The 19,431-nt window shown below is 40.1% G+C and carries 16 protein-coding genes; 2 read left to right on the top strand and 14 right to left on the bottom strand.

Going from position 1 to position 19,431, the window contains the following annotated elements; translation table 11 throughout:
• Nucleotides 1-157: 157 nt before the first annotated feature.
• From ACP8HI_RS25570 to ACP8HI_RS25550, 5 genes are read right to left on the bottom strand one after another with little or no spacing between them, the layout of a single operon-like run.
• Nucleotides 158-1,939: a glycosyltransferase family 2 protein gene (locus ACP8HI_RS25570; protein WP_438348913.1), complete on the bottom strand. Its 1,782-nt coding sequence runs from the start codon at nucleotides 1,937-1,939 to the stop codon at nucleotides 158-160.
• A gap of 33 nt (nucleotides 1,940-1,972) precedes the next feature.
• Entirely contained in the window at nucleotides 1,973-3,511 is a 1,539-nt protein-coding gene (locus ACP8HI_RS25565) for a hypothetical protein (protein WP_438348912.1), read from the bottom strand.
• On the bottom strand, nucleotides 3,501-4,427 hold the full coding sequence (locus tag ACP8HI_RS25560; RefSeq protein WP_438348911.1) for a class I SAM-dependent methyltransferase: 927 nt from the start codon (nucleotides 4,425-4,427) through the stop codon (nucleotides 3,501-3,503). Before ACP8HI_RS25560 ends, ACP8HI_RS25565 begins: the two co-directional genes overlap by 11 nt.
• A 24-nt stretch (nucleotides 4,428-4,451) precedes the next feature.
• On the bottom strand, nucleotides 4,452-5,723 hold the full coding sequence (locus ACP8HI_RS25555; RefSeq protein ID WP_438348910.1) for an ABC transporter ATP-binding protein: 1,272 nt from the start codon (nucleotides 5,721-5,723) through the stop codon (nucleotides 4,452-4,454).
• A gap of 12 nt (nucleotides 5,724-5,735) precedes the next feature.
• Complete coding sequence (locus ACP8HI_RS25550) at nucleotides 5,736-6,764, bottom strand: ABC transporter permease (protein ID WP_438348909.1); 1,029 nt, start codon at nucleotides 6,762-6,764, stop codon at nucleotides 5,736-5,738.
• A gap of 126 nt (nucleotides 6,765-6,890) precedes the next feature.
• Between ACP8HI_RS25550 and ACP8HI_RS25545 the strand changes: the two genes are divergently transcribed.
• On the top strand, nucleotides 6,891-9,356 hold the full coding sequence (locus ACP8HI_RS25545) for an O-antigen ligase family protein (RefSeq protein WP_438348908.1): 2,466 nt from the start codon (nucleotides 6,891-6,893) through the stop codon (nucleotides 9,354-9,356).
• A 116-nt stretch (nucleotides 9,357-9,472) separates the two neighbouring features.
• Here the strand turns inward: ACP8HI_RS25545 and ACP8HI_RS25540 are convergent, their stop codons facing one another.
• The 3 genes from ACP8HI_RS25540 to ACP8HI_RS25530 form a co-directional block, all read right to left on the bottom strand.
• Complete coding sequence (locus ACP8HI_RS25540) at nucleotides 9,473-10,057, bottom strand: hypothetical protein (protein WP_438348907.1); 585 nt, start codon at nucleotides 10,055-10,057, stop codon at nucleotides 9,473-9,475.
• Nucleotides 10,058-10,102: 45 nt separating this feature from the next.
• Nucleotides 10,103-10,981, bottom strand: a complete 879-nt coding sequence (gene galU / locus ACP8HI_RS25535) for a UTP--glucose-1-phosphate uridylyltransferase GalU (RefSeq protein WP_438348906.1) — start codon at nucleotides 10,979-10,981, stop codon at nucleotides 10,103-10,105.
• A gap of 86 nt (nucleotides 10,982-11,067) precedes the next feature.
• Nucleotides 11,068-11,328, bottom strand: a complete 261-nt coding sequence (locus ACP8HI_RS25530) for a helix-turn-helix domain-containing protein (protein WP_438348905.1) — start codon at nucleotides 11,326-11,328, stop codon at nucleotides 11,068-11,070.
• Nucleotides 11,329-11,623: 295 nt separating this feature from the next.
• Between ACP8HI_RS25530 and ACP8HI_RS25525 the strand changes: the two genes are divergently transcribed.
• On the top strand, nucleotides 11,624-11,956 hold the full coding sequence (locus ACP8HI_RS25525; protein ID WP_438348904.1) for a hypothetical protein: 333 nt from the start codon (nucleotides 11,624-11,626) through the stop codon (nucleotides 11,954-11,956).
• A 109-nt stretch (nucleotides 11,957-12,065) separates the two neighbouring features.
• Here ACP8HI_RS25525 and ACP8HI_RS25520 read toward each other — a convergent pair whose 3' ends face one another.
• The 6 genes from ACP8HI_RS25520 to ACP8HI_RS25495 form a co-directional block, all read right to left on the bottom strand.
• A complete protein-coding gene (locus tag ACP8HI_RS25520) occupies nucleotides 12,066-14,582 on the bottom strand; it encodes a DUF3656 domain-containing U32 family peptidase (protein WP_438348903.1) in 2,517 nt (838 codons plus the stop codon).
• An 87-nt stretch (nucleotides 14,583-14,669) separates the two neighbouring features.
• Complete coding sequence (locus ACP8HI_RS25515) at nucleotides 14,670-14,840, bottom strand: hypothetical protein (RefSeq protein ID WP_438348902.1); 171 nt, start codon at nucleotides 14,838-14,840, stop codon at nucleotides 14,670-14,672.
• Between the two features lie 334 nt (nucleotides 14,841-15,174).
• Nucleotides 15,175-17,112 (bottom strand): stalk domain-containing protein, encoded by a 1,938-nt coding sequence (locus ACP8HI_RS25510; RefSeq protein WP_438348901.1) that lies wholly within the window; start codon nucleotides 17,110-17,112, stop codon nucleotides 15,175-15,177.
• On the bottom strand, nucleotides 17,109-18,182 hold the full coding sequence (locus ACP8HI_RS25505; RefSeq protein WP_438348900.1) for a S1C family serine protease: 1,074 nt from the start codon (nucleotides 18,180-18,182) through the stop codon (nucleotides 17,109-17,111). The genes ACP8HI_RS25510 and ACP8HI_RS25505 overlap by 4 nt, the downstream gene beginning before the upstream one ends.
• A 326-nt stretch (nucleotides 18,183-18,508) precedes the next feature.
• The gene (locus tag ACP8HI_RS25500; protein WP_438348899.1) at nucleotides 18,509-18,715 is read right to left on the bottom strand and encodes a hypothetical protein; all 207 of its coding nucleotides are present in this window, start codon (nucleotides 18,713-18,715) and stop codon (nucleotides 18,509-18,511) included.
• Between the two features lie 168 nt (nucleotides 18,716-18,883).
• On the bottom strand, nucleotides 18,884-19,114 hold the full coding sequence (locus ACP8HI_RS25495; protein WP_438348898.1) for a hypothetical protein: 231 nt from the start codon (nucleotides 19,112-19,114) through the stop codon (nucleotides 18,884-18,886).
• Nucleotides 19,115-19,431: the final 317 nt, after the last annotated feature.

Genomic DNA, 19,431 nt, shown 5'->3' with positions numbered 1-19,431 from the left:
TAGTTCCCTAACAATTCTTATTATTTAAATATTTATAATAAGCAACTTAAATCTAGCTAATCTAAAGTTACTGGGTCATCACGGTTAATGTCTATCACATTTCAGATCCGTTCACTTCCCCAAATTACTTGACTGGATTGATTAGTCACTTGTAACTTTATTTCAGAACCTTTTTAGCATAATAGAACATTTTGTTCCTAACTTTAAATAAAAATGTTTTGAAACTCATTCCCTTAATTTTATAAATAACTGTTGGAGGCTTATTCAATAAATATTCAGCGTCTTTGAATATCGATGCCATATTTATCTCGAATTTATTATTAAAATGCTTTTCTCTTACTATCAATAGATATTCATCAAATAACTTTTGTCTTTCTGCATGATTAGTTATACTAGCTGGTATTCGATATAACGATGTAAGCTTTTCTACATATAAGAAGTCATATTTCAGGGCATATTTCAACCACAAATCCCAATCCTCTAAAACTTCCAATGTAGGATCTATGCCACCTAAATCATCATAAATCGCTCTGTCAAATAGGACCGTTTGAATCGGAAAATAATTGTGATGCATAAGAATAAGACGGTTGAATGGCTGTCTATGCTGAACATTATGAAACAATTCCCTATAAACATATGGTTCTCTAGATATAATTTCTGTTGGTACTTCAAAACTGATTGAATAGGCCGCTTTATTCTGAGGATGCTTAAGTAATTGGAAAACTAAGACTTCAACATGATCCGCATAGAGTAGATCATCATCATCCAAAAAATTGAAGTATTGTCCACTTGCAGTCTCTAAAGCCATATTTCCCACAACACATCTTCCCACTTTATCTTGAGATGCTTTATAAACTATATTAAGGTCTGAGAATTCCTCAACTATTAAACTTTCAGAAATTGCTGGACCATCTTCAACTACAACTACTTCAATATTTTTATATGTTTGATTTCTTACACTGATTAAAGCTTCTCTCAATACGTTAGGTCTCCCGCAAGTCCGGATCAATATCGATACTAGGGGCGTTTGTTCCGGTCTTTCATTAATGTAGAATGCTCCTTCTCTGATAATTTCATAATCCCACAATTTGAAATCGGCTTTGAATTGGTTCTTCGTTTTTCTTTTCCAACTTCTAAATTTATATCCTTCAAAGGGACTCCGTAATAGTTTCGTTAATATCTTAGTCTTATGATTTTTAGAAGGACCCTTCACGAACATTAAGCCGCTATACATTATATGGCCTTTAATTATATCTTTTACATCCCCAAACTTATAACGAAGCATCAGGTTCATATAAGTACTGTTATAGAATTGGTTTGGTTTCACTTCTCCAGCGCTCATATAGGTAAAGTGATAGACTATACTTTTGGGTACGTAGATCAATTTATAACCATGAGCTCTGAATCTCCAACTCAGATCAACATCTTCACCGTACATAAATATTCCTTCATCAAACATGCCTATTTCCATGAAGTAATTTCTTCTTACTAGGCAGCATGCCCCACTAGACCAACTTGTTTCCAACGTAACAGGATTATATACTTTAGGGTGTTCATATGGGAATTGACGGGCTTCCCACAGACCAGCATCCTTTGTACTGTTTTCAACCGCCTTCATTAATTCCTTTATAGAGTCGGGTTCAAGTTCGGTATCAATATTTAAAAAGAAGACATAATCTTGTTCAGACTTTCTCACACCTAAATTATTTGCTTTCCCAAAACCCAAATTGTTATCGGACTTAATAATTTGAAAACATCCAAACAAGTCTTTGTTAGAGTAATCTTCTGCTAAGTTCACAGTTCTATCGGATGAGTTATTATCAACTAAAGTGATATAAATACTTCCCAAATCATATTCAACACGTTCTAAACTCTTCAGGCAATTCTCTATCCACTTTTCGGAATTATAACTGACTAAAATAATATCAAGCTTCAACACCCCAGCACCCTCTTAACGTTGTTAGTGATAAAATTACTGTCTATTCTTAAAGATTCGGCCAAGATAACGAATAGGAGCAGTAACCTTCCAAGATAAAGATTCTTTCATTTCCTTTATTTCTGATCTATACGTATTCATCCCTTTATTATAGATAGCCTTTTCAGATTCAACTACATTAATTCGCTCCAAATAAGTACTTATCTCAGTTTCATAGGCAACCTTTTCAGATTCAATTACATTAATTCGCTCCAAATAAGCATCCATCTTTCTTAAATAATGAGCATTTTCAAGCTTCGACTTATCTAATACTTGTTGATGAACACCCACTTCTTCTTGAAAATCTTCAGTTTTTCGCCTAAGGATTAGTTCCACATAAGGAGTAATATTCAAATCTATTCTCATTCTTAGCACCAATAGTTGTTTGGTACTGATTGAATTAACATTCAAGAAGAACTGCGGGTCTTCACCGATGGATAGAAAAAGGGCTTCCCCCTTTTCCTCCAATTGAATAATGTTATCGTTATAGGTTATATCCTTCATATTGTAATCTAAGCTGTAATTTGAATCCGTTTCAGATATCTCATGAATTTGAATAGACTCAAAGCAAATTACCCCCGGCCGTTCTAGAAGATCGATCCGCAAAGGGAATTTATTAGAGTAATTAGCATCCAAAATAAAACTAACTTCCATTATTCCAGTAGATCTAGTACATAGTTTAGAGATTACATAATCCTCTGAATATCCCCTGTCGCTCGGGAAAAACAACTTCATATTAATCATACTTTGTTCCAATAAACCAGTTACTGTATTCAAAGAATGTACTTCTTTCACATACCTTCCAAAGAAACCCGCCTTATACCAATCTCCATTGACATAGAGTTGAAAATGCTCTTCTTCCATTGTTAAAAATATATCCTTGAGTTCTAAATCTATTTCAAATTTGATCAATATATCATCAAAACTAATTAATGGTTCTATATAAACGTTATATTTCACCCAAAAGGCATATATACTACGGAAAAGGATGTATTTAATAGGTATTTTGAAAGGGAATACCCACTCACAATCCAACAATACATTAGTTCCCCCTTCTGTAAAGAACACATTATCAAAGATAAAGTCAATGTTCGCAGGGTGTACACATTGTTGGTCTTTTAATGAGAGGCTTTGTCCAAATATTGTATTGAATTCATCCGAAGATATAAAGTCTTCCCTACCAGTTGGTTGCAACCCGGTTAATATATCATTAAAGGATTCCAAAAGTTTGATAAAGCCTACTAAATTACCACTTAATACCTCGGTCAATAATCTTTGATCCCAGCTTGTACCCTGTATAAAGTCATATACTAGGCACCCGTCGATAATCTCCCCAGTCAAGACCTCAATATTTTGATAAACATCTTTAAGTAAGAGACTATTCTCGTGTATCGCTTTTATATGATTAAATGCCTCCGTTGTCAAAGGTATCTTTTTCACTTTCGTTTCGTAATCATTTTGATAATGAATCGTAGCAATTTGAAATTGTGTTTTTCTTTCTCTATTGTATTTAGAATATATCACCTTATTGCTCATCGTTTTCACCTGCTCCATTCTTCTCACAAAGAACCAAAAATGAATTAGCAAAGAAGGGGAACTGTCCGTTTTTTATTATGTTTGAATATACCAATGATTCATTAAACAGTTTTAGACGGTCCATATCATAGTTTGGTGATTCTCCATTAAACCCAAGACCCGGAAGAGAGTCATCGGAATAAACCTGTTTAGGCATTTTATAATCAGGAAAAGGGTAGTGAAATTTCAAATTACTGAAGCCACAGCTATAGAGTAGATCCTCCAACTCCTTTTTCCCAAAGGTTTTAGCCTTTGCATCTCGCGGGTAACCTTCTAAACCATCAAATAACACCCCTGTATGATCTTCTCTCGCACCCGCCCAATACTTAAGGCCAAATTTATTCTCTATAGCCAAAATCAATGTGCCTTTAGGTGCTAATGTGTTGAATATCTTTCCTAGAAAGGTTGAAAATGGCTTGCTGCCCTGGGTGAACTGCTCAGCATATTCGAGAACTCCTATTAAGGAAACATAATCATAGGTATTATCAGCTAATGGAACATCGTTCAAATTCCCAACAATCACTTCAAGATTGTCACAATTTTTATGCCTCTCAGCTAGAATTTTAGCTCTCTGCAAGGACAATTCAATAGAAGTCACTTGGGATGATTTTTCGCAAAGCAAACCAGTTAAAGCCCCACAACCTGCTCCGATTTCAAGTGTTTGACTACCCTCAGAGAACTCCATCCATTCCAATAGATTCCTTCTAGTTGGAGATAAATGATAGAGAACGGCCCAGCGATCCTCTATACGGAGAAGCTTGTCAATATCCATTCCTTTTTTAAGATACTCCAAAATTTCTTCCTCGACAGTACCATCACTATATAAATCTTGTCCGGAGTAATAATCAAGATTAAAGCTCACATTTCCAATCTCCACTTTTTTCCTCCATACTCGGTTTATTTATTTTAACTTCTTTAATTCCACACTGGAGTTTACATCAAAAAAGCCAACCGTATTTTTTTCGGAAATTACAATTAAGTTCAGCACATCGTATAAGCGGTGATAGATCTGCAGTTCACCCAATTCATATCCTGTACACCCTAGTGATATCAGATATTCTCCATTTTGTAGTGGTAGCTTTTGTTCAAAAGAAATCTCGTATATACTTCCTTCAACTGCAGATCCGGTATTCACACTCTCAAACAATGTATTAGTACCAGTTAAATCATTTCCCTTAACATCTTTGATAGTGTAAGCAAATATTGGAGACTGAACTTCTGCAGTAAATTTGACTCTTAATTTAATAAGAAACAGTTGATTTTTGACGACATTTGTTACAATTTCATTCTCCAAATTAAATACGCCATAATCAAAAATTTCTGCCTTTTTATTTCCATATTCAAGGTGATTAGGATTTTTATTGGGAATTCTATCAATCCACTCAGCATTATTATATTCATCAACAGAAGGAATATCTTCTTCATTCACATTTTTATAATATGATTCACTGACTAACTTTTTATAAAGATCTACCATTTCTTTTGAAGGACCCTCTGCAATAAACTCACCTTCATGCAATAATATTGATCGATTACAATATTTAATAATACTTCCCATATCATGGCTTACAAACAAAATAGTTTTTCCTTTTTCGGCAAACTCCTCAAACTTATTGTAGCACTTGCTCTGAAAAAAAATGTCCCCTACAGATAATGCTTCATCTACTATGAGGATATCCGGGTCCACATTTATAGCCACCGAAAATGCTAGTCGAGCAAACATACCGCTGCTATATGTTTTTACAGGCTGGTATATAAAATCTCCTATATCTGCAAAATCTATAATACTCTGTAGCTTCCCTTCCATCTCTTCACTAGGATAGCCCATCATAGTACCTTGTAGATATATATTCTCCAGACCAGTAAATTCAGGATTAAAGCCCGCTCCTAACTCAAGCAGGGCTGAAATTCTACCATGACTACTAACCTCACCCGTAGTCGGATACAAAACACCTGTAATAATCTTCAAGAGAGTGGATTTCCCTGAACCATTTTTCCCTATTAGTCCAATTGTTTCACCCTTAAACACATCAAAACTGATATTGTTCAGAGCATAGTGTTCCTTATGATACTTTTTCCCAGTTACATTCAATGACTCTTTCAGTCTGTAAATCGGTTTTTCATATAATTTATAAACCTTTTTTAAATTCACAACAGATATAACCTTCTCCATCTTTACTGCCCCCTATAAAACATCCGAAAAATGGGATTTTAGTCTCTTATTAACAAATATACCAAGTGTAAGCAAAAGGATACTAACCAACCAAAAATAAGCTGCATATAAAGGCTTCTCTATGAACCAATGATGATATAAAAAGGAATCCCTAAATCCATCAATGATATAAACCATAGGGTTTAATTGAAAGAAATTAGCTAGAAATTTTGGCGCGTCATCAGTATTCCACACTATAGGAGTAAACCAAAAGCCAAACTGCAGTGTTATCCCTATTATTTGATTAAGATCCTTAAAGAACACAGAGATTGTAGATGTTAATAGTGTGAGTCCCATACATAAAAAAACAAGGCATATTAAATAATAAAATATTTGTAGATTATATAAGGAGAAGGACCCTCCGTACAACAAATATGTAGAAATCAAAATTACAATAAAAAAGGTATTAATAAGAGAAATAGAAAGTAATTTAACAAAGGGTAAAACATTTATGTTAAAAACAACCTTTTTTACCAAATAGCTATATTCAACAAAGACATTTGTAACACCACTTAAGGCTTCGGAAAAATAGAACCAAGGAACAATACCCATCATAAACCATAATATAAATGGAATATCTTTAATATTAGAAGTTTTAAACCCAATTTCAAAAACGAACCAGTAAACACCAATCGTTAACAAAGGAGAAAGAATGGCCCAGAAAATCCCAAAGAAAGAACCAGAGAATCTTGATTTAAAATCATTTTTAGCAAGTTGGAATATCATGCTTCTTGAGCGATATATATCGGAAAAGAAATAAATAAGATATTTTTTCTGAATAGCTTTCAATAATAATCCAATTGCTGAGAAATAAATAACTAAGAAAATGATAAAAAGGAAGAGTTTTAAGCCTCCATCCTGAATTACCCCAGACATAAACTGCAAATCTTTAGATGAAGGATCTTGAAATTTGTATACAAAAAGTAAAGATAAAACACTACCCAACAAAATAAAAAACACTAACTTCATTTTTCTAATCTGTATTATTTTTTTAAGTTTCATTCATGTACTCCTTCAATCCAATAGAAATTTTGGGTATTCAACTATGTAATACTAGGTGTTCTGTTTTATTTCCAGCCCCTATGTTAAAATATTGTTCATATCTACATATAAAGGAGATTGAAAACTTTGTCTAAACAAGTATACGGTAAACAGGCTAAAAGGTCGATAGAAGTCGCCAAATTACCATTTTTATCATGGGTATTATTAGCATCTCTCATTCTATATTTAGCGTGGACGCCATTTCAAGTGGCATTATTCAACGGTCAGATGCTCAGTTTCGAGAAGCCTATCTTCTGGGCAGCAGCTATGGCTTGTGTGATTCTATTGATTTGGATTGCCAATTATTATAAGTCTATTCAATTGGAAGATCAACGAGATTGGATGGCTATCTGGGTATTGTTACTGCCTATTACATTTGTGCTGGCACTCTTCGGCGCAGCCTCTCATTCTATGGCGATGAATATGGTGATCATTCAGTGTACGTATGCGATCATGTTCATCATTGGCTTATTCTTGTTGCGAGATAAGTTCGCTAATAAGGTAATCCAGATGGCAATTATGGCGATTTCCTATATTATTATAGGATTCGGTTTTCTCAATTGGTTCGGACAAGGAACGTTCGCCGGGAAGTTAGTGACGTGGTTCTCTAGTGCTGTGCTGGACGGCAAATATACGGATGCTGTTATGACTGACTCTAACGGGTTACGTCTGACATCGGTGTTCCAGTATGCTAACACTTACGCTGCTTTTCTAATGGCTTTTCTATTCGCTGCTGTATTTTTCCTGATTCGCTCCAAAACATGGTACGGACAGGCAATTCATGGCTTCATGTTAGTACCTATTATCGTATCTATTCTATTAACGCTCTCACGCGGTGGTTTGGTTATGCTTCCAATCGTGTTTGTTCTACTACTCTTATTCTTGAAGCCAGCTAAACAGATTCTGTGGGTTGTGTATATAGGTATCGCCGGGGTTGCATCCCTGCTGATCTCGAAATCGGTAACGGATCTGGGATTGCAATTGAATACAACGTATGAAGGCGGTGTGGCTGCAAAAGCCTGGGGAACCTTACTAGCTACTTCGGTCGTTGTCGCCTTATTGACATGGGGAATTCAACGATTATTCACGCCACTTTTAGAACGCGGCCTTCAATCTTGGTCGGATCGTAAATCTTCGAACTTATGGATTCCCGTAGGATCGGTCATTATTGTAGGGGCTCTTGCTTTCCTCTTCATCGGGACAGGTGCACGGAACATTCTCCCTGACAATATGAGTACTCGTCTAGATAATATTAACTTCCAACAGCATAGTGTTCTGGAGCGGTTAACATTTTATAAAGATGCCATAAAGGTTGTTGAGGATTATCCTGTACTAGGTGCAGGGGGTGGAGCTTGGGGTGCTCTATATGAGAAATATCAGAATAACCCTTACACGAGCCGTCAGGCACATAACTTCTTCCTTCAATATCTGGTGGAGGTCGGCATCCTTGGTTTTGTCGTATTTATGTCATTCCTGATCTTTATATTCTATAAATATATTCGTGGTTACATGAAGGAGAATGAAGAAGGTCGAGAATCTCACTTCTTATATCTCATCCTCGTCATGTCTATTCTATTGCATAGTATTCTAGACTTTAATATGAGTTACATGTTCATCGGCATTCTCGTTTACCTTGGACTTGGTGGTATGGCTTCCGTTATGGAGAGTAAACCAATTCGTTTCCCACAACTTCGCCTACGTGGTAGTGGTGTTAGCATCCTATACAGTCTAGTCGTCGGGATATGCGCCGTGATCGTGCTATTTACTTCATTCCGCTATGTCCAAGCTAGTAGCGCTGGGATGGAGGCAAGGATTATCGCACAGACTAGTACATCTTTCGAAGAGATTAAGGCACCACTTGATAAAGATCTCAACTTACGTAAGAATCATCCAGATTCGGTACTATTGCTAGTCAACCTCTATCAACAAGTCTACTCGCAAGAGCAGAACGAAGATTTCTACAATGCTGCGTACAGTATGATTGTTGATGCACTTAAAGATGAATCGTATAACAAGAGTATGATTAATCAACTCATTACTTTGCATCAACTAAAAGGCGAACAAGAGCAAGCTTTCGATCTGTTAGTAACTCATTCTGAGAACTTCAATTGGGACATCGAGTGGTATGAACGGATTATCTCACAAGGATATGAACTTGGTATCGATGCCCAAAGCAAGCAGGATGTGGCTTCTAGAGATAAATACTTCAATGCAGGCATTGAAGCCTTCAATAAGGTACAGGCTGGGCTTGTACATCTAGCTACTCTACCTGAGGGGCAAATGGCCGGACGCCCATTCGCTAATACGCCTGCGATGATCCTGAACACGGGTAAAATACACTTCCTACTTAATCAACCATTATTGGCTTCAGAAGCATTGAAGATTGGACTGGTTGAAGACTTAAGTGACCCAACCAACCGTGAAATTGCACGCTGGTATGTGGCTGCGTTAATGAAGCAGGAACTAAATGATCCAGCGGTATTAGATCGTTTGATCCAGATTGACCCTACGGAGAAAGAGCAGATCGATTCTATTGTGGAAACAACCTTTTAAAAGGAATATAGATTGATAGAAAAGGCACCTATCCTGTGAATAGGATAGGTGCCTTTTCTAATATAATATAAAGAAGGGGATCTCACTTTCGAACGTCTTCTTGTTATGCTGCCGAGTTATTGAGCTAATAATATACTTAATAGCTTAGGAGTTTCGGGCAAGTATCGTATCATGTAGGTCTCACCTTCGATAATATTCCCATACCCTTTACCTTGATGATTCTCATAAAACGTACGTCCATCAGAAAATGTGTATTCATAACCATCATCACCACCGCTTTGAGCACCGTATACCTCTAGATGTGTTATGACAACATGTTCTTCTATGATATTGCCGGTTAAGTAGTTTTTGACATCCTTAAGGTTATCAATACTATCTTTAGACATCATCACTCCTATCACCATAAAGAAAGCGACTAATGGTAGGGAGTAAATCATTGCCTTCTTTGAATCAGATGCCTTCTTAGTAATTACCCTATATCCCACAACCACAGTAGTACCTATCCCCATCATTATAAAGAGTATACCGAACAAGTTGCTCATGAATACGGTGTGAACTACGAACTTCGCAAATTGTCCAGCTTCTCCGCCATTCCCCCAATAAGCCCATAGAATGAGCGAGGTTAGTGCAAGTAAACAATATAGCCCACGTAAGCTTAAACTTAGTGTTTTGTACTCTTTATCTGCATTGCGAATTTTCATCAGTACACCAACCTTATGTTTATCATCGCAGTATGGTAGCTTTATTTATGATTGCTCTATCTGATGAATCATTTGCTTCATATACTTAAGCAGATCTTCCCTCAGCTCCTGATGTTGAAGTGCATAGTGGATCGTCGTCTCTATGAATCCTAACTTCTCCCCTACGTCATGTCTCTGCCCCTCGAAGTGGTATGCGAGAATTCTCTCTAGCTCACCCAGTTTAGAAATAGCATCTGTTAGCTGGATTTCGCCGTTCACGCCAGCATTGTGTTCTCCAAGTATTTCAAAAATATGTGGCGTGAGTATGTAGCGTCCCATAATAGCTAGGTTGGATGGAGCCACTTCTTGTCTCGGTTTCTCCACTAAACGATTAGCTTGATATACTCGTTCATCCAATAACGAGCCATCCACAATCCCATACCTAGATACTTCGTTCCATGGGACTGGCTGTACACCGACAACGGAGGATTGGTAATGCTCATATATATCAATCATCTGTTTAAGACAGGGTACTTCCGCTTCCACAATATCATCCCCCAGCAAGACAGCAAAAGGCTCATTCCCAATGAACTTACGTGCACACCAGATCGCATGCCCTAGTCCCTTCGGCTCCTTCTGACGGATATAGTGGATATCTGCCATTTCCGATGACTTGCGGACTTCGTTAAGTAAATCCCACTTTTCCTTAGATTCAAGATTGTGCTCCAGTTCAAATGAATAGTCGAAATGATCCTCGATGGCACGTTTGCCTTTCCCTGTGACGATGATAATGTCTTCAATTCCAGAGGCAACCGCCTCTTCAACAATATACTGAATTGTGGGCTTATCTACGATGGGTAGCATTTCCTTCGGCATCGCCTTTGTGGCGGGTAAGAAACGGGTTCCTAATCCCGCAGCAGGGATGATCGCTTTACGAATCTTCATCTACATGAGTCTCCTTGTCTAGCATTTTCAAAGGATTAATTTCTAGATCCCTTTACAATAATTGTAACAAAAGAACCTCTAAAAAGCTATTTGGTAGACTCCTCTTCCAGCTCTACCTCGAAGCTCTCTATGAGAACGGATGGTTTAACTTGTAATGCTTTTGCTAGCGAGATAATTGTGAGTAGCGATGGAGCCTTTTCTCCGTTCTCCAGTTCACTAATATAAGACCGATCAACACGGGAATATAAACTAAGTTGGTCTTGGGTTAGTTTGATTTCTTTACGTGCCTTCCGTAGAGCTCTTCCAAATGCGATTAGTTCTATTAATTTCTCTTGATTATTTGCCAACTTGAAAAACCCCTTATTTGGTAGTTAGAGATATCATATGTTTAAGGGAAGGTATTTTCTGTAGGCTATTGCCTACATATGGTATAACGTGATAGAATACAATTACTGGAAACACTAGTAAAGACCGTGAACCGGTGTATACGTACTCGGTTTCACTATATTCCGATTACGAAATAATATTAAGAAGGTGATTCTGATAAACCGAATTTCCAACGATTTAGAGTTCAAATCAACCCTTTCTCCCAAGGTACAAAGTTACTATGAACTTTCCAACTCTTATATGAGTATGGGCTTGATGTTTCTAAAAGAGGGATTGACTCCGCCTTCTTTGGTCTTGGGGTATATGTCGGTGAAGGCTATGCTTAATGCGATTTATTTGCATCGTGGTGGTTGGGCGATATTTATGAACGAGATCTCTTTCGATGAACTACTACTCTTTGCCCGGGATCAGAACATCATTGATTTGGATACGGAATTATTCTTAGGTGAAATATGTTTCTTAACAAATCATAAATATATAGCGGCTACACACAATTTGCAAAAAGAGCATGTCACTAGCATTATGAGCAGAATAGAAGAATTACTATATTCCCTGTCTGAGAAATTTGATGAAAGACTCCAGATTTGAGACTACAAGCCAAACAAGTCTACTCACAGCATAACAAAAAGGATGATTCGCCCTCATTGTGAGGATGAATCATCCTTTATTCGTATATAAGCTATGCTTGTTATTCCTATTACGTCACCAACTGCCCCCGTGTAACCCCTAGCTGGTTGGTTGCTTTCAGTGTACGCCATACTTGCGAACCACTGATCTCTCCGCTTAATGCTCGTTTGTAAAGATCAATGACCTCGGCCACTTGTTCTGGTGTTTCTTCCAAGAACTCGATGCGGTATGTCGATACGCCAAGATCCATAAAGTTAGCCAGATATTCTGCCCCGGATTGCTCGACGGCGTTATATACGGTATTACGGCAACCTTCATCTACGCGAACAGGATGAGACATACCGATGCGATCTTGGAGCGAAATGCTATGCTCTTCACACGGACGTCCACAGTTCGTAAAGTCAGTACCTTCACTTAGGAAGGTGCAGTACACGCAATGCTCCGTATGGAACATCGGTAGATGCTGATGGATGACGATCTCCATTTTGGACGTATCAGCACGTCCAAGCATGTCTACCATTTGCTGAATGTTCAGATCGTAAGATGGTGTGATCATATCACAACCGGATTGGATGAACAGGTCAGCTGCTTTGTGGTTGGCGATATTCAATGAGAAGTCGCCGATCAGTCGTGGATGCTGGGCATCCGGATGTTCTTGACGATGGCGCAGATAGAAATACAGCGCCCCTGTGTTACGCACCAACACAGCATCAGGCTGTAGGCGCAGGATGTTGTTGTGATAGCCGTTCTCTCCAGGCATATGAATGCGCGGCGTTGCCAGCGCAATCTTAGCTCCAGCCGCACGAACGGCTTCGACCGCTGCCGGGAACTGCTTAATGAACTCGAAGTCAGCGTAGATCATTCCTACGCCTGCTTCGAGTGCAGCCTGCACCTGCGGCAGGCTGCGGCACAGCGCGGTGAGCTCCGCTGAACCACGCGCCACGGGCTGCGATGCGCTATGCGCTGCCGCATCGCCGTACACCTCGATCGCCCGTTTCACGTATACGGGTGGCTTCGGACGCTCGCCAGCGAGCAATTCCACCGCACGGCGGCGGATGCTGTTCAGCTCGCGCATAGGCACGATGACTTCTCCTTGCAACTCGACGTCAAGCTTCTCCAGCTGGAACACCGTCCCGCCAAGGCGGCCGAATTGTTCTTCCAGCAGTTCATAGTCCATCGGACGCTTCTGCGCTACTTCCAATTCCATCTCTGAATCCACACGAACCGTCGTACCTTTTTGCACATCAGTCCACCAGGTTGTAAGTAATCCACCCACATGACCTGCAACCTTCACATGAACTGGGAATACCCGGTATGGTTTCTCCGTCTCAAACGTCTGACGCAGACGCTTATCGAGTGCGGGATCATTCGTCTTCCATACACGATCTCCCACATTTAATCTCTGTAGATTAACGTCGTTACGACCGGGAACGATGTCGATAATCCAACCTTCTCCCGCTTCGCCTTCAATCTTCACACCTTTACGGCGTATGTCGTAGACGCGTCCGCCCTCTTCCTTCTTCGTAGGGTCCCCTGCATCGAATACGATTCCATCGCCCCGCTTCAGCGGTGCATCAATTCGGCAGACTACACCGTCACGCAGAATCTGTTCCACTCGACCCATATATACTCCACGGCTCTTAGGATACGTACCTTCCACAAGCTTCTTATTGTTCGTACCATCTAAGAAACCATGCGTTAGACCGCGTGAGAAGCTCTGCTCAAGCTCCCGAATCTCTTCCTTGCTTGGTGGCGTTGAATCCCCCTCGAAATAACGATCAATCGCTTTACGATACTTACTAACTACATTAGCTACATATTCTGGCGTCTTGAGACGTCCTTCGATTTTAAAAGAAGTTACTCCAGCTTCAATCAATTCAGGCATAATATCGATCGCCGCTAGATCTTTGGGTGATAACAAGTAAGATATATCCCCCATCGGCTTCTGAACTCCGTCAACCATCAGGTCATACGGCAGACGACAAGCCTGCGCACATTCCCCACGGTTCGCTGAGCGTCCGCCCCACATTTCAGAAGTCAGACACTGCCCCGAGTAGGAGACACAAAGTGCTCCATGCACGAATACTTCCATCGGCAACTTCGCCTGATCACCGATCTTCTTGATCTGCTTCAGATTGTTCTCACGACCCAATACAACTCTTTCAAGATCCCAAGGCTTCGTAAATTCAACCGCTTCTGGCGAAGTAATCGTCATCTGTGTTGATCCATGAATAGGGAAATCTGGCGAGATCTCACGAATCATCTTCACTAGACCTAAATCTTGGACGATCACCGCATCTACACCCGCATCCACACAAGCATCAATAAGTTCCCTCGCATCTTCCAACTCATTCTCAAACACGAGAATATTAAACGTCAGAAAGCCCTTAACTCCATAACTATGCAGAAATGCCATAACTTCAGGTAACTCCATCATGCGAAAATTGTTCGCACGTGCACGCGCATTAAACTTTTCCACTCCGAAAAAGACAGCATCCGCCCCGTTCGCTACCGCTGCTCTCATACAATCCCAATCACCTGCTGGCGCCAGTAACTCGACGTCTCCTCTGTGTAACCCTTGTTTCATAATCTATATCCTCCCAAATCAGCCTATCGGCCAATGAACTTCTTCTATATCACATTTAGCTCTATAACTTATCTATTGTAGCAAATATCACATCAACCTTCTACCTTTCCCATTCATTTCCCTATTATTATCGCCAACATTCGGCAACACTACCACTATCAACCGATACATCACCCAACGCCGCCCACAGTCAGCACTAGAACCACCTACTCCAACAACCAACTGCCCCCTAATCACCACTAGTTGCATAAAGTACATTTAAATTCAGCCTTATTCCTCTAACACTAACATTAGTTGCAAATACTACATCTAGATTACTGGAAACTCCATTCTTCATCGTTATCGCCACTTTTAACTGTCCTTTTTACAACTATTCCTCTCTCCCCTACTTTTCTTGCTAATTTTCCTGCTAATTAGGTGCACTCTCTGCATCTATTCTCTTCCCACCAGTAGATGTTAGTAACTCGAGGCGCTTCGCCCGAGATCCCCCTGTATCATCACTTAACTATTCTTCAGTCGGGCCCCGGTGGATAACCAAAAGGCCCGCTCAATATGAGCGGACCTCTTCACCTGATATGTTTTAAAAAAGTCATCAATTCAACTTCGTAAACGCAAAAGACTTCAGCGTCTTCTCCAATGATTCCTTATGGATCTGCGTAGCATTCGCATCGTTTAGTGAGGTCGTTACGGTATAGGTAATCCCGTTATGACTGAATACATGCAGTGTTCCCTCGTAAGAGATTCCTTCCTTCACTTGATGCACCTTGAACAGTTTTGCAGACACGCCGGCGAATGTTGTATCTTCAATGCCACGAACGACAACATCCTTCGTTCTCTTGGCTGCTTCATTATAGAATGCGCTTAACTGTTTAACCGTTTCTTCGAAGGTTGCATCCTTATCCGCTGCTATTAACAATCGCCCACCTGTGAATTGATAATCTATCGTTGAGTTCTCGAATTTATCCTGATTGGGAGTCCAGAACTGTGGAATATTTATTTTATACTGATATGCCTTAGAGGACTTCGTAACGACCTTCGATTTATCAATCAGATACGTATCTTCCTCCATTCTTCCGAATGTCTCTGAGACCACCTCATATTCAATAGCGATGGACTCCATGATGTCCTTAAACTTAGCAAGAGTCTCCTTCTGTTCTTCGGGTACGGAATATTCGAAATAATAGCGGAATCCATCCTTCTCAAGCATCACTTCATATTCTCTGATCCAGCCGTATCCATAATTGTATTGCACTTCATGAACAAGCGCCTTACTGCCCGATATCTCGAGCGGATACGTATCTACTATTTTATATGATTCTGTGACAAAAGCTTCACTCAGCCATTTCTTCATCTGCTCACTCCAACCCACGAGACTTGAGCCTTTAGGAGCCGTAGTCACATCGATTGTAAGATAGCTTCCATCTTCACCTTCATAGTACATGTCCTCATTGTCCATATACCATCCAGCAGGTACATCTAGAGAAATACCATAATCTCCGTTAAAAGTATTCCGCATGCCATTGACGACACTAGACAGATCTTTGATGGAATGATCACGTTCGTTATAACTAGTTCTGAATGAATTCAGAAAAGTTCCGTATTTACTCAGATCTTTATAATTTACTGCGCGCAAATCCGCAAAATATATTTCATATAGTTGCTCATGATCATAGTACGCGCGTGCCTCCCAGATCGTACCCTCTGAGTCTTTCGTGACAATACGAGCGTACGGTACAGTAGCGTTTGGGAACGATTCACGATCCAATACAACTTCACCAGAAGCTTTAGCATCTGCAACTAATAAACTTAAGAGGTCATCTACCTGTAACTCGACTTCTTGCGGGATAGCATGAACTTCTAAATAATACGCATCCTCTGCATCATTAAAAGTAGCCATACTCTCATAACTTCCATCCATCCCAACCACAAGGCCAGATGGGTAGTTCATCGTCCATTGATAGTAACTGTTTCCAATCTTTGTTTTGCCCATATCACTATCAATATTTAGTTTCTCTGAGTCTATTACTTCCTCTTGGGATAGGAGCTTAATGATGGATTCTCCCGCAGACCCCGTCGTGATCGTGGCCCCTAGACCTTGTGCTACGAAACGAAGAGGTACCATTAACGTGTCAGACTTCATCGTAGGGGCAGCATCAAGCTTTACTTTTACCCCATCTAACCAAGCCACATGGCTGTCGATCGTCATCGTTATTTTATGTGAGCCATAGGTCACCTTGACCAAGTTACTCTTTTCCAGACCGACTTTGCTTCCAAAAGCTTTCTTAAACACCCCTAATGGAACCATCGTCGTTGAATGATCTATGTAAGGCTTAACAATAGCGACTTGTTGTCCATTGATGACGGCTATCGTACTCCCAACCTTAATCCTCAATTCCAGCTTATCCCCATTGTCCGCGAAGACGGGAAGTGATGCCGTTAAAAATAAACATAAGCACAGCACACTACATACCCACTGTCTCAACAACCTTCGCTTCATTGGAGCATCGCCTTTGTTCCCCAGCGTCATCATATCTTAACCTCACTTTCCTCATCCAACATCAGACCCTGCCGGCTCAGTTGTATTGAACGAATCACAATGTCCCCGTCGCTTTGCATTAACAATTTAACGGTCTGCCCGGGTACATACTTCTTGAACAATTCATTAATATCCACAATATTCGTGACCGTTATTCCATTAATGCTATAAAGGACGTCATCCTCCTGTATTCCAGCCGCTTGAGCTTCTGAAGAAAGCACCTTCGTGACCGTCAATGGATCATCCGTAGGAAGACCTACAATGGCTGACCAACTTTCCTCTAATGCAAGACCGAGACTCGGACGCTTCACTTCACCGTATTTCATCAATTGATCGATCACATATTGAACCGTATCCGAAGGAATGGAGAAGCCCATATTCTCAACGCCATTAGCGGCGAATTTCATCGTATTGATTCCCAGTACCTCACCCTTCATATTCACAAGCGGCCCACCGCTGTTCCCGGGATTGATAGCTGTATCTGTCTGGATCAATCGATAGGCAGCATTCACACCACGATTCATTCCACTCACTACACCCACCGTTGCCGAGTTACGTAATGAGAATGATACGGGAGTACCAATCGCGATGACTTTCTCACCCACTTCTGTATCCAAAATAGACTTAGTAAATTTAGCCGGCGTTAACCCGCTTGCCGTAATCTTCACAAGTGCAATATCACTTGTCTCGTCTTTGAATACCTTTTTTATCGTATAACTTTTCCCATCCGAAGTAACTACCATAGCGTTCGTCAGTCCACTAACGACATGTGCATTCGTCACAATCCATCCATCCGCTCGTATAATCACACCCGTGCCATGAACTAGATTGTATCGATCGGAATTACTATTACTCTGTCCTAGCGCATCCTTGCCGATAATTCCGACAACTGAAGCTGATACATCTCTCACAATTTGCGGAACCGGATCTGTACTTACTTTCGTAGAACTTGCTTTCGCGCTCGAGGTTGTCCCCTTCTGTTGCGCCTCGGCAGTTCCCACTCCACTCATCAGCATAAGGCTGCATAACAGTACGACAGCACTGCTTTTCCCCAACCTATTCATCTTTCCCTCACCTAACCCTCTCTCATTTCCCTCGCTTACTCCCTCTAACCGTTCTATATGTAAGTTGCTATCTAAGTTGCTATATCAGTATATTCGTGTTTATGAGGTTTAATCCCAATGTATCACACTATTTCAGCTTGAACAATTGCTAGAAGTCCTATATTTATTTGCTTTATGTATACCGTGAAAGGAAGGATCAGAACATTGGTAAACTACAAATTAGATGCTCAACCTCATAGCAACAAACATTGCACGCAAAAGACACCCCTGCATCCGCAGTCAGGTGTCTTTTGGGTTGATACTCTTCAGTGTTGTTTCTAATGACCTTAACTAAGCCATCCTAATACCATGGCATAATCTGAGTACAGAAATACCAATAAACTAACTACGCTAAATCCGATAGCGAAGAGATTCTTATTAGGTTGGGTTACTAAGCGCACGACCCCAAGAAAGATAAGTATCGTAAACAAAATCATAAATATATCAAACACATGGAATTTGGATACAGTCTCAGCAGCCTCTGCCAATAGCATACATTAGTACCTCCTCTATGTAAGTTCACACATTGCACTTTTTTACATCTATTTATATGTTATCCTCCCAACTAATCTTATGCAAGCCCTGATCACAAAAAAAGTTTATTTTATGCGATTATGTATGACATATTGCATTGAAATTATTTAATACCCCACCATCATGACTCAGTTCCAGTTCCAGTTCCAGTTCCAGTTCCAGTTCCAGTTCCAGTTCCAGTTCCAGTTCCAGTTCCAGTTCCAGTTCCAGTTCCAGTTCCAGTTCCAGTTCCAGTTCCAGTTCCAGTTCCAGTTCCAGTTCCAGTTCCAGTTCCAGTTCCAGTTCCAGTTCCAGTTCCAGTTCCAGTTCCAGTTCCAGTTCCAGTTCCAGTTCCTCACGCGCAGTTGCAAAAAGTACACTTAAATTCAGTCAAATTACTCGTACGCTAACTTTAGTTGCAGAAATGGCATCTAATAATGAGATATTATCCATTTCACGCCGTTTCTTCAATTTTAACTGCCCTTTTTACAACTATTTCTCTCCCACGCATCTTTCTCCCTAGAATAAGCACCCTTTTTACAACTAAAAAGCCAGCTGTCTACAAGTTGACGACAAAGTAGATGTTTGAAACATGTAGCAGCAAATGCTGTGTCCGCCACGCCTACCTCTAAATTGATCTTGTCCTCTTTGGCTAGCCATTTATCTGTGAAGCACTCATTTGTAGATTGAGCCAGTT

This window comes from Paenibacillus sp. FA6, from assembly GCF_051550225.1.
Lineage (GTDB): Bacteria > Bacillota > Bacilli > Paenibacillales > Paenibacillaceae > Paenibacillus_AQ.
The sequence above is the reverse complement of the archived record's forward strand: the minus strand, read 5'-3'. Positions and strand labels throughout refer to the sequence as shown.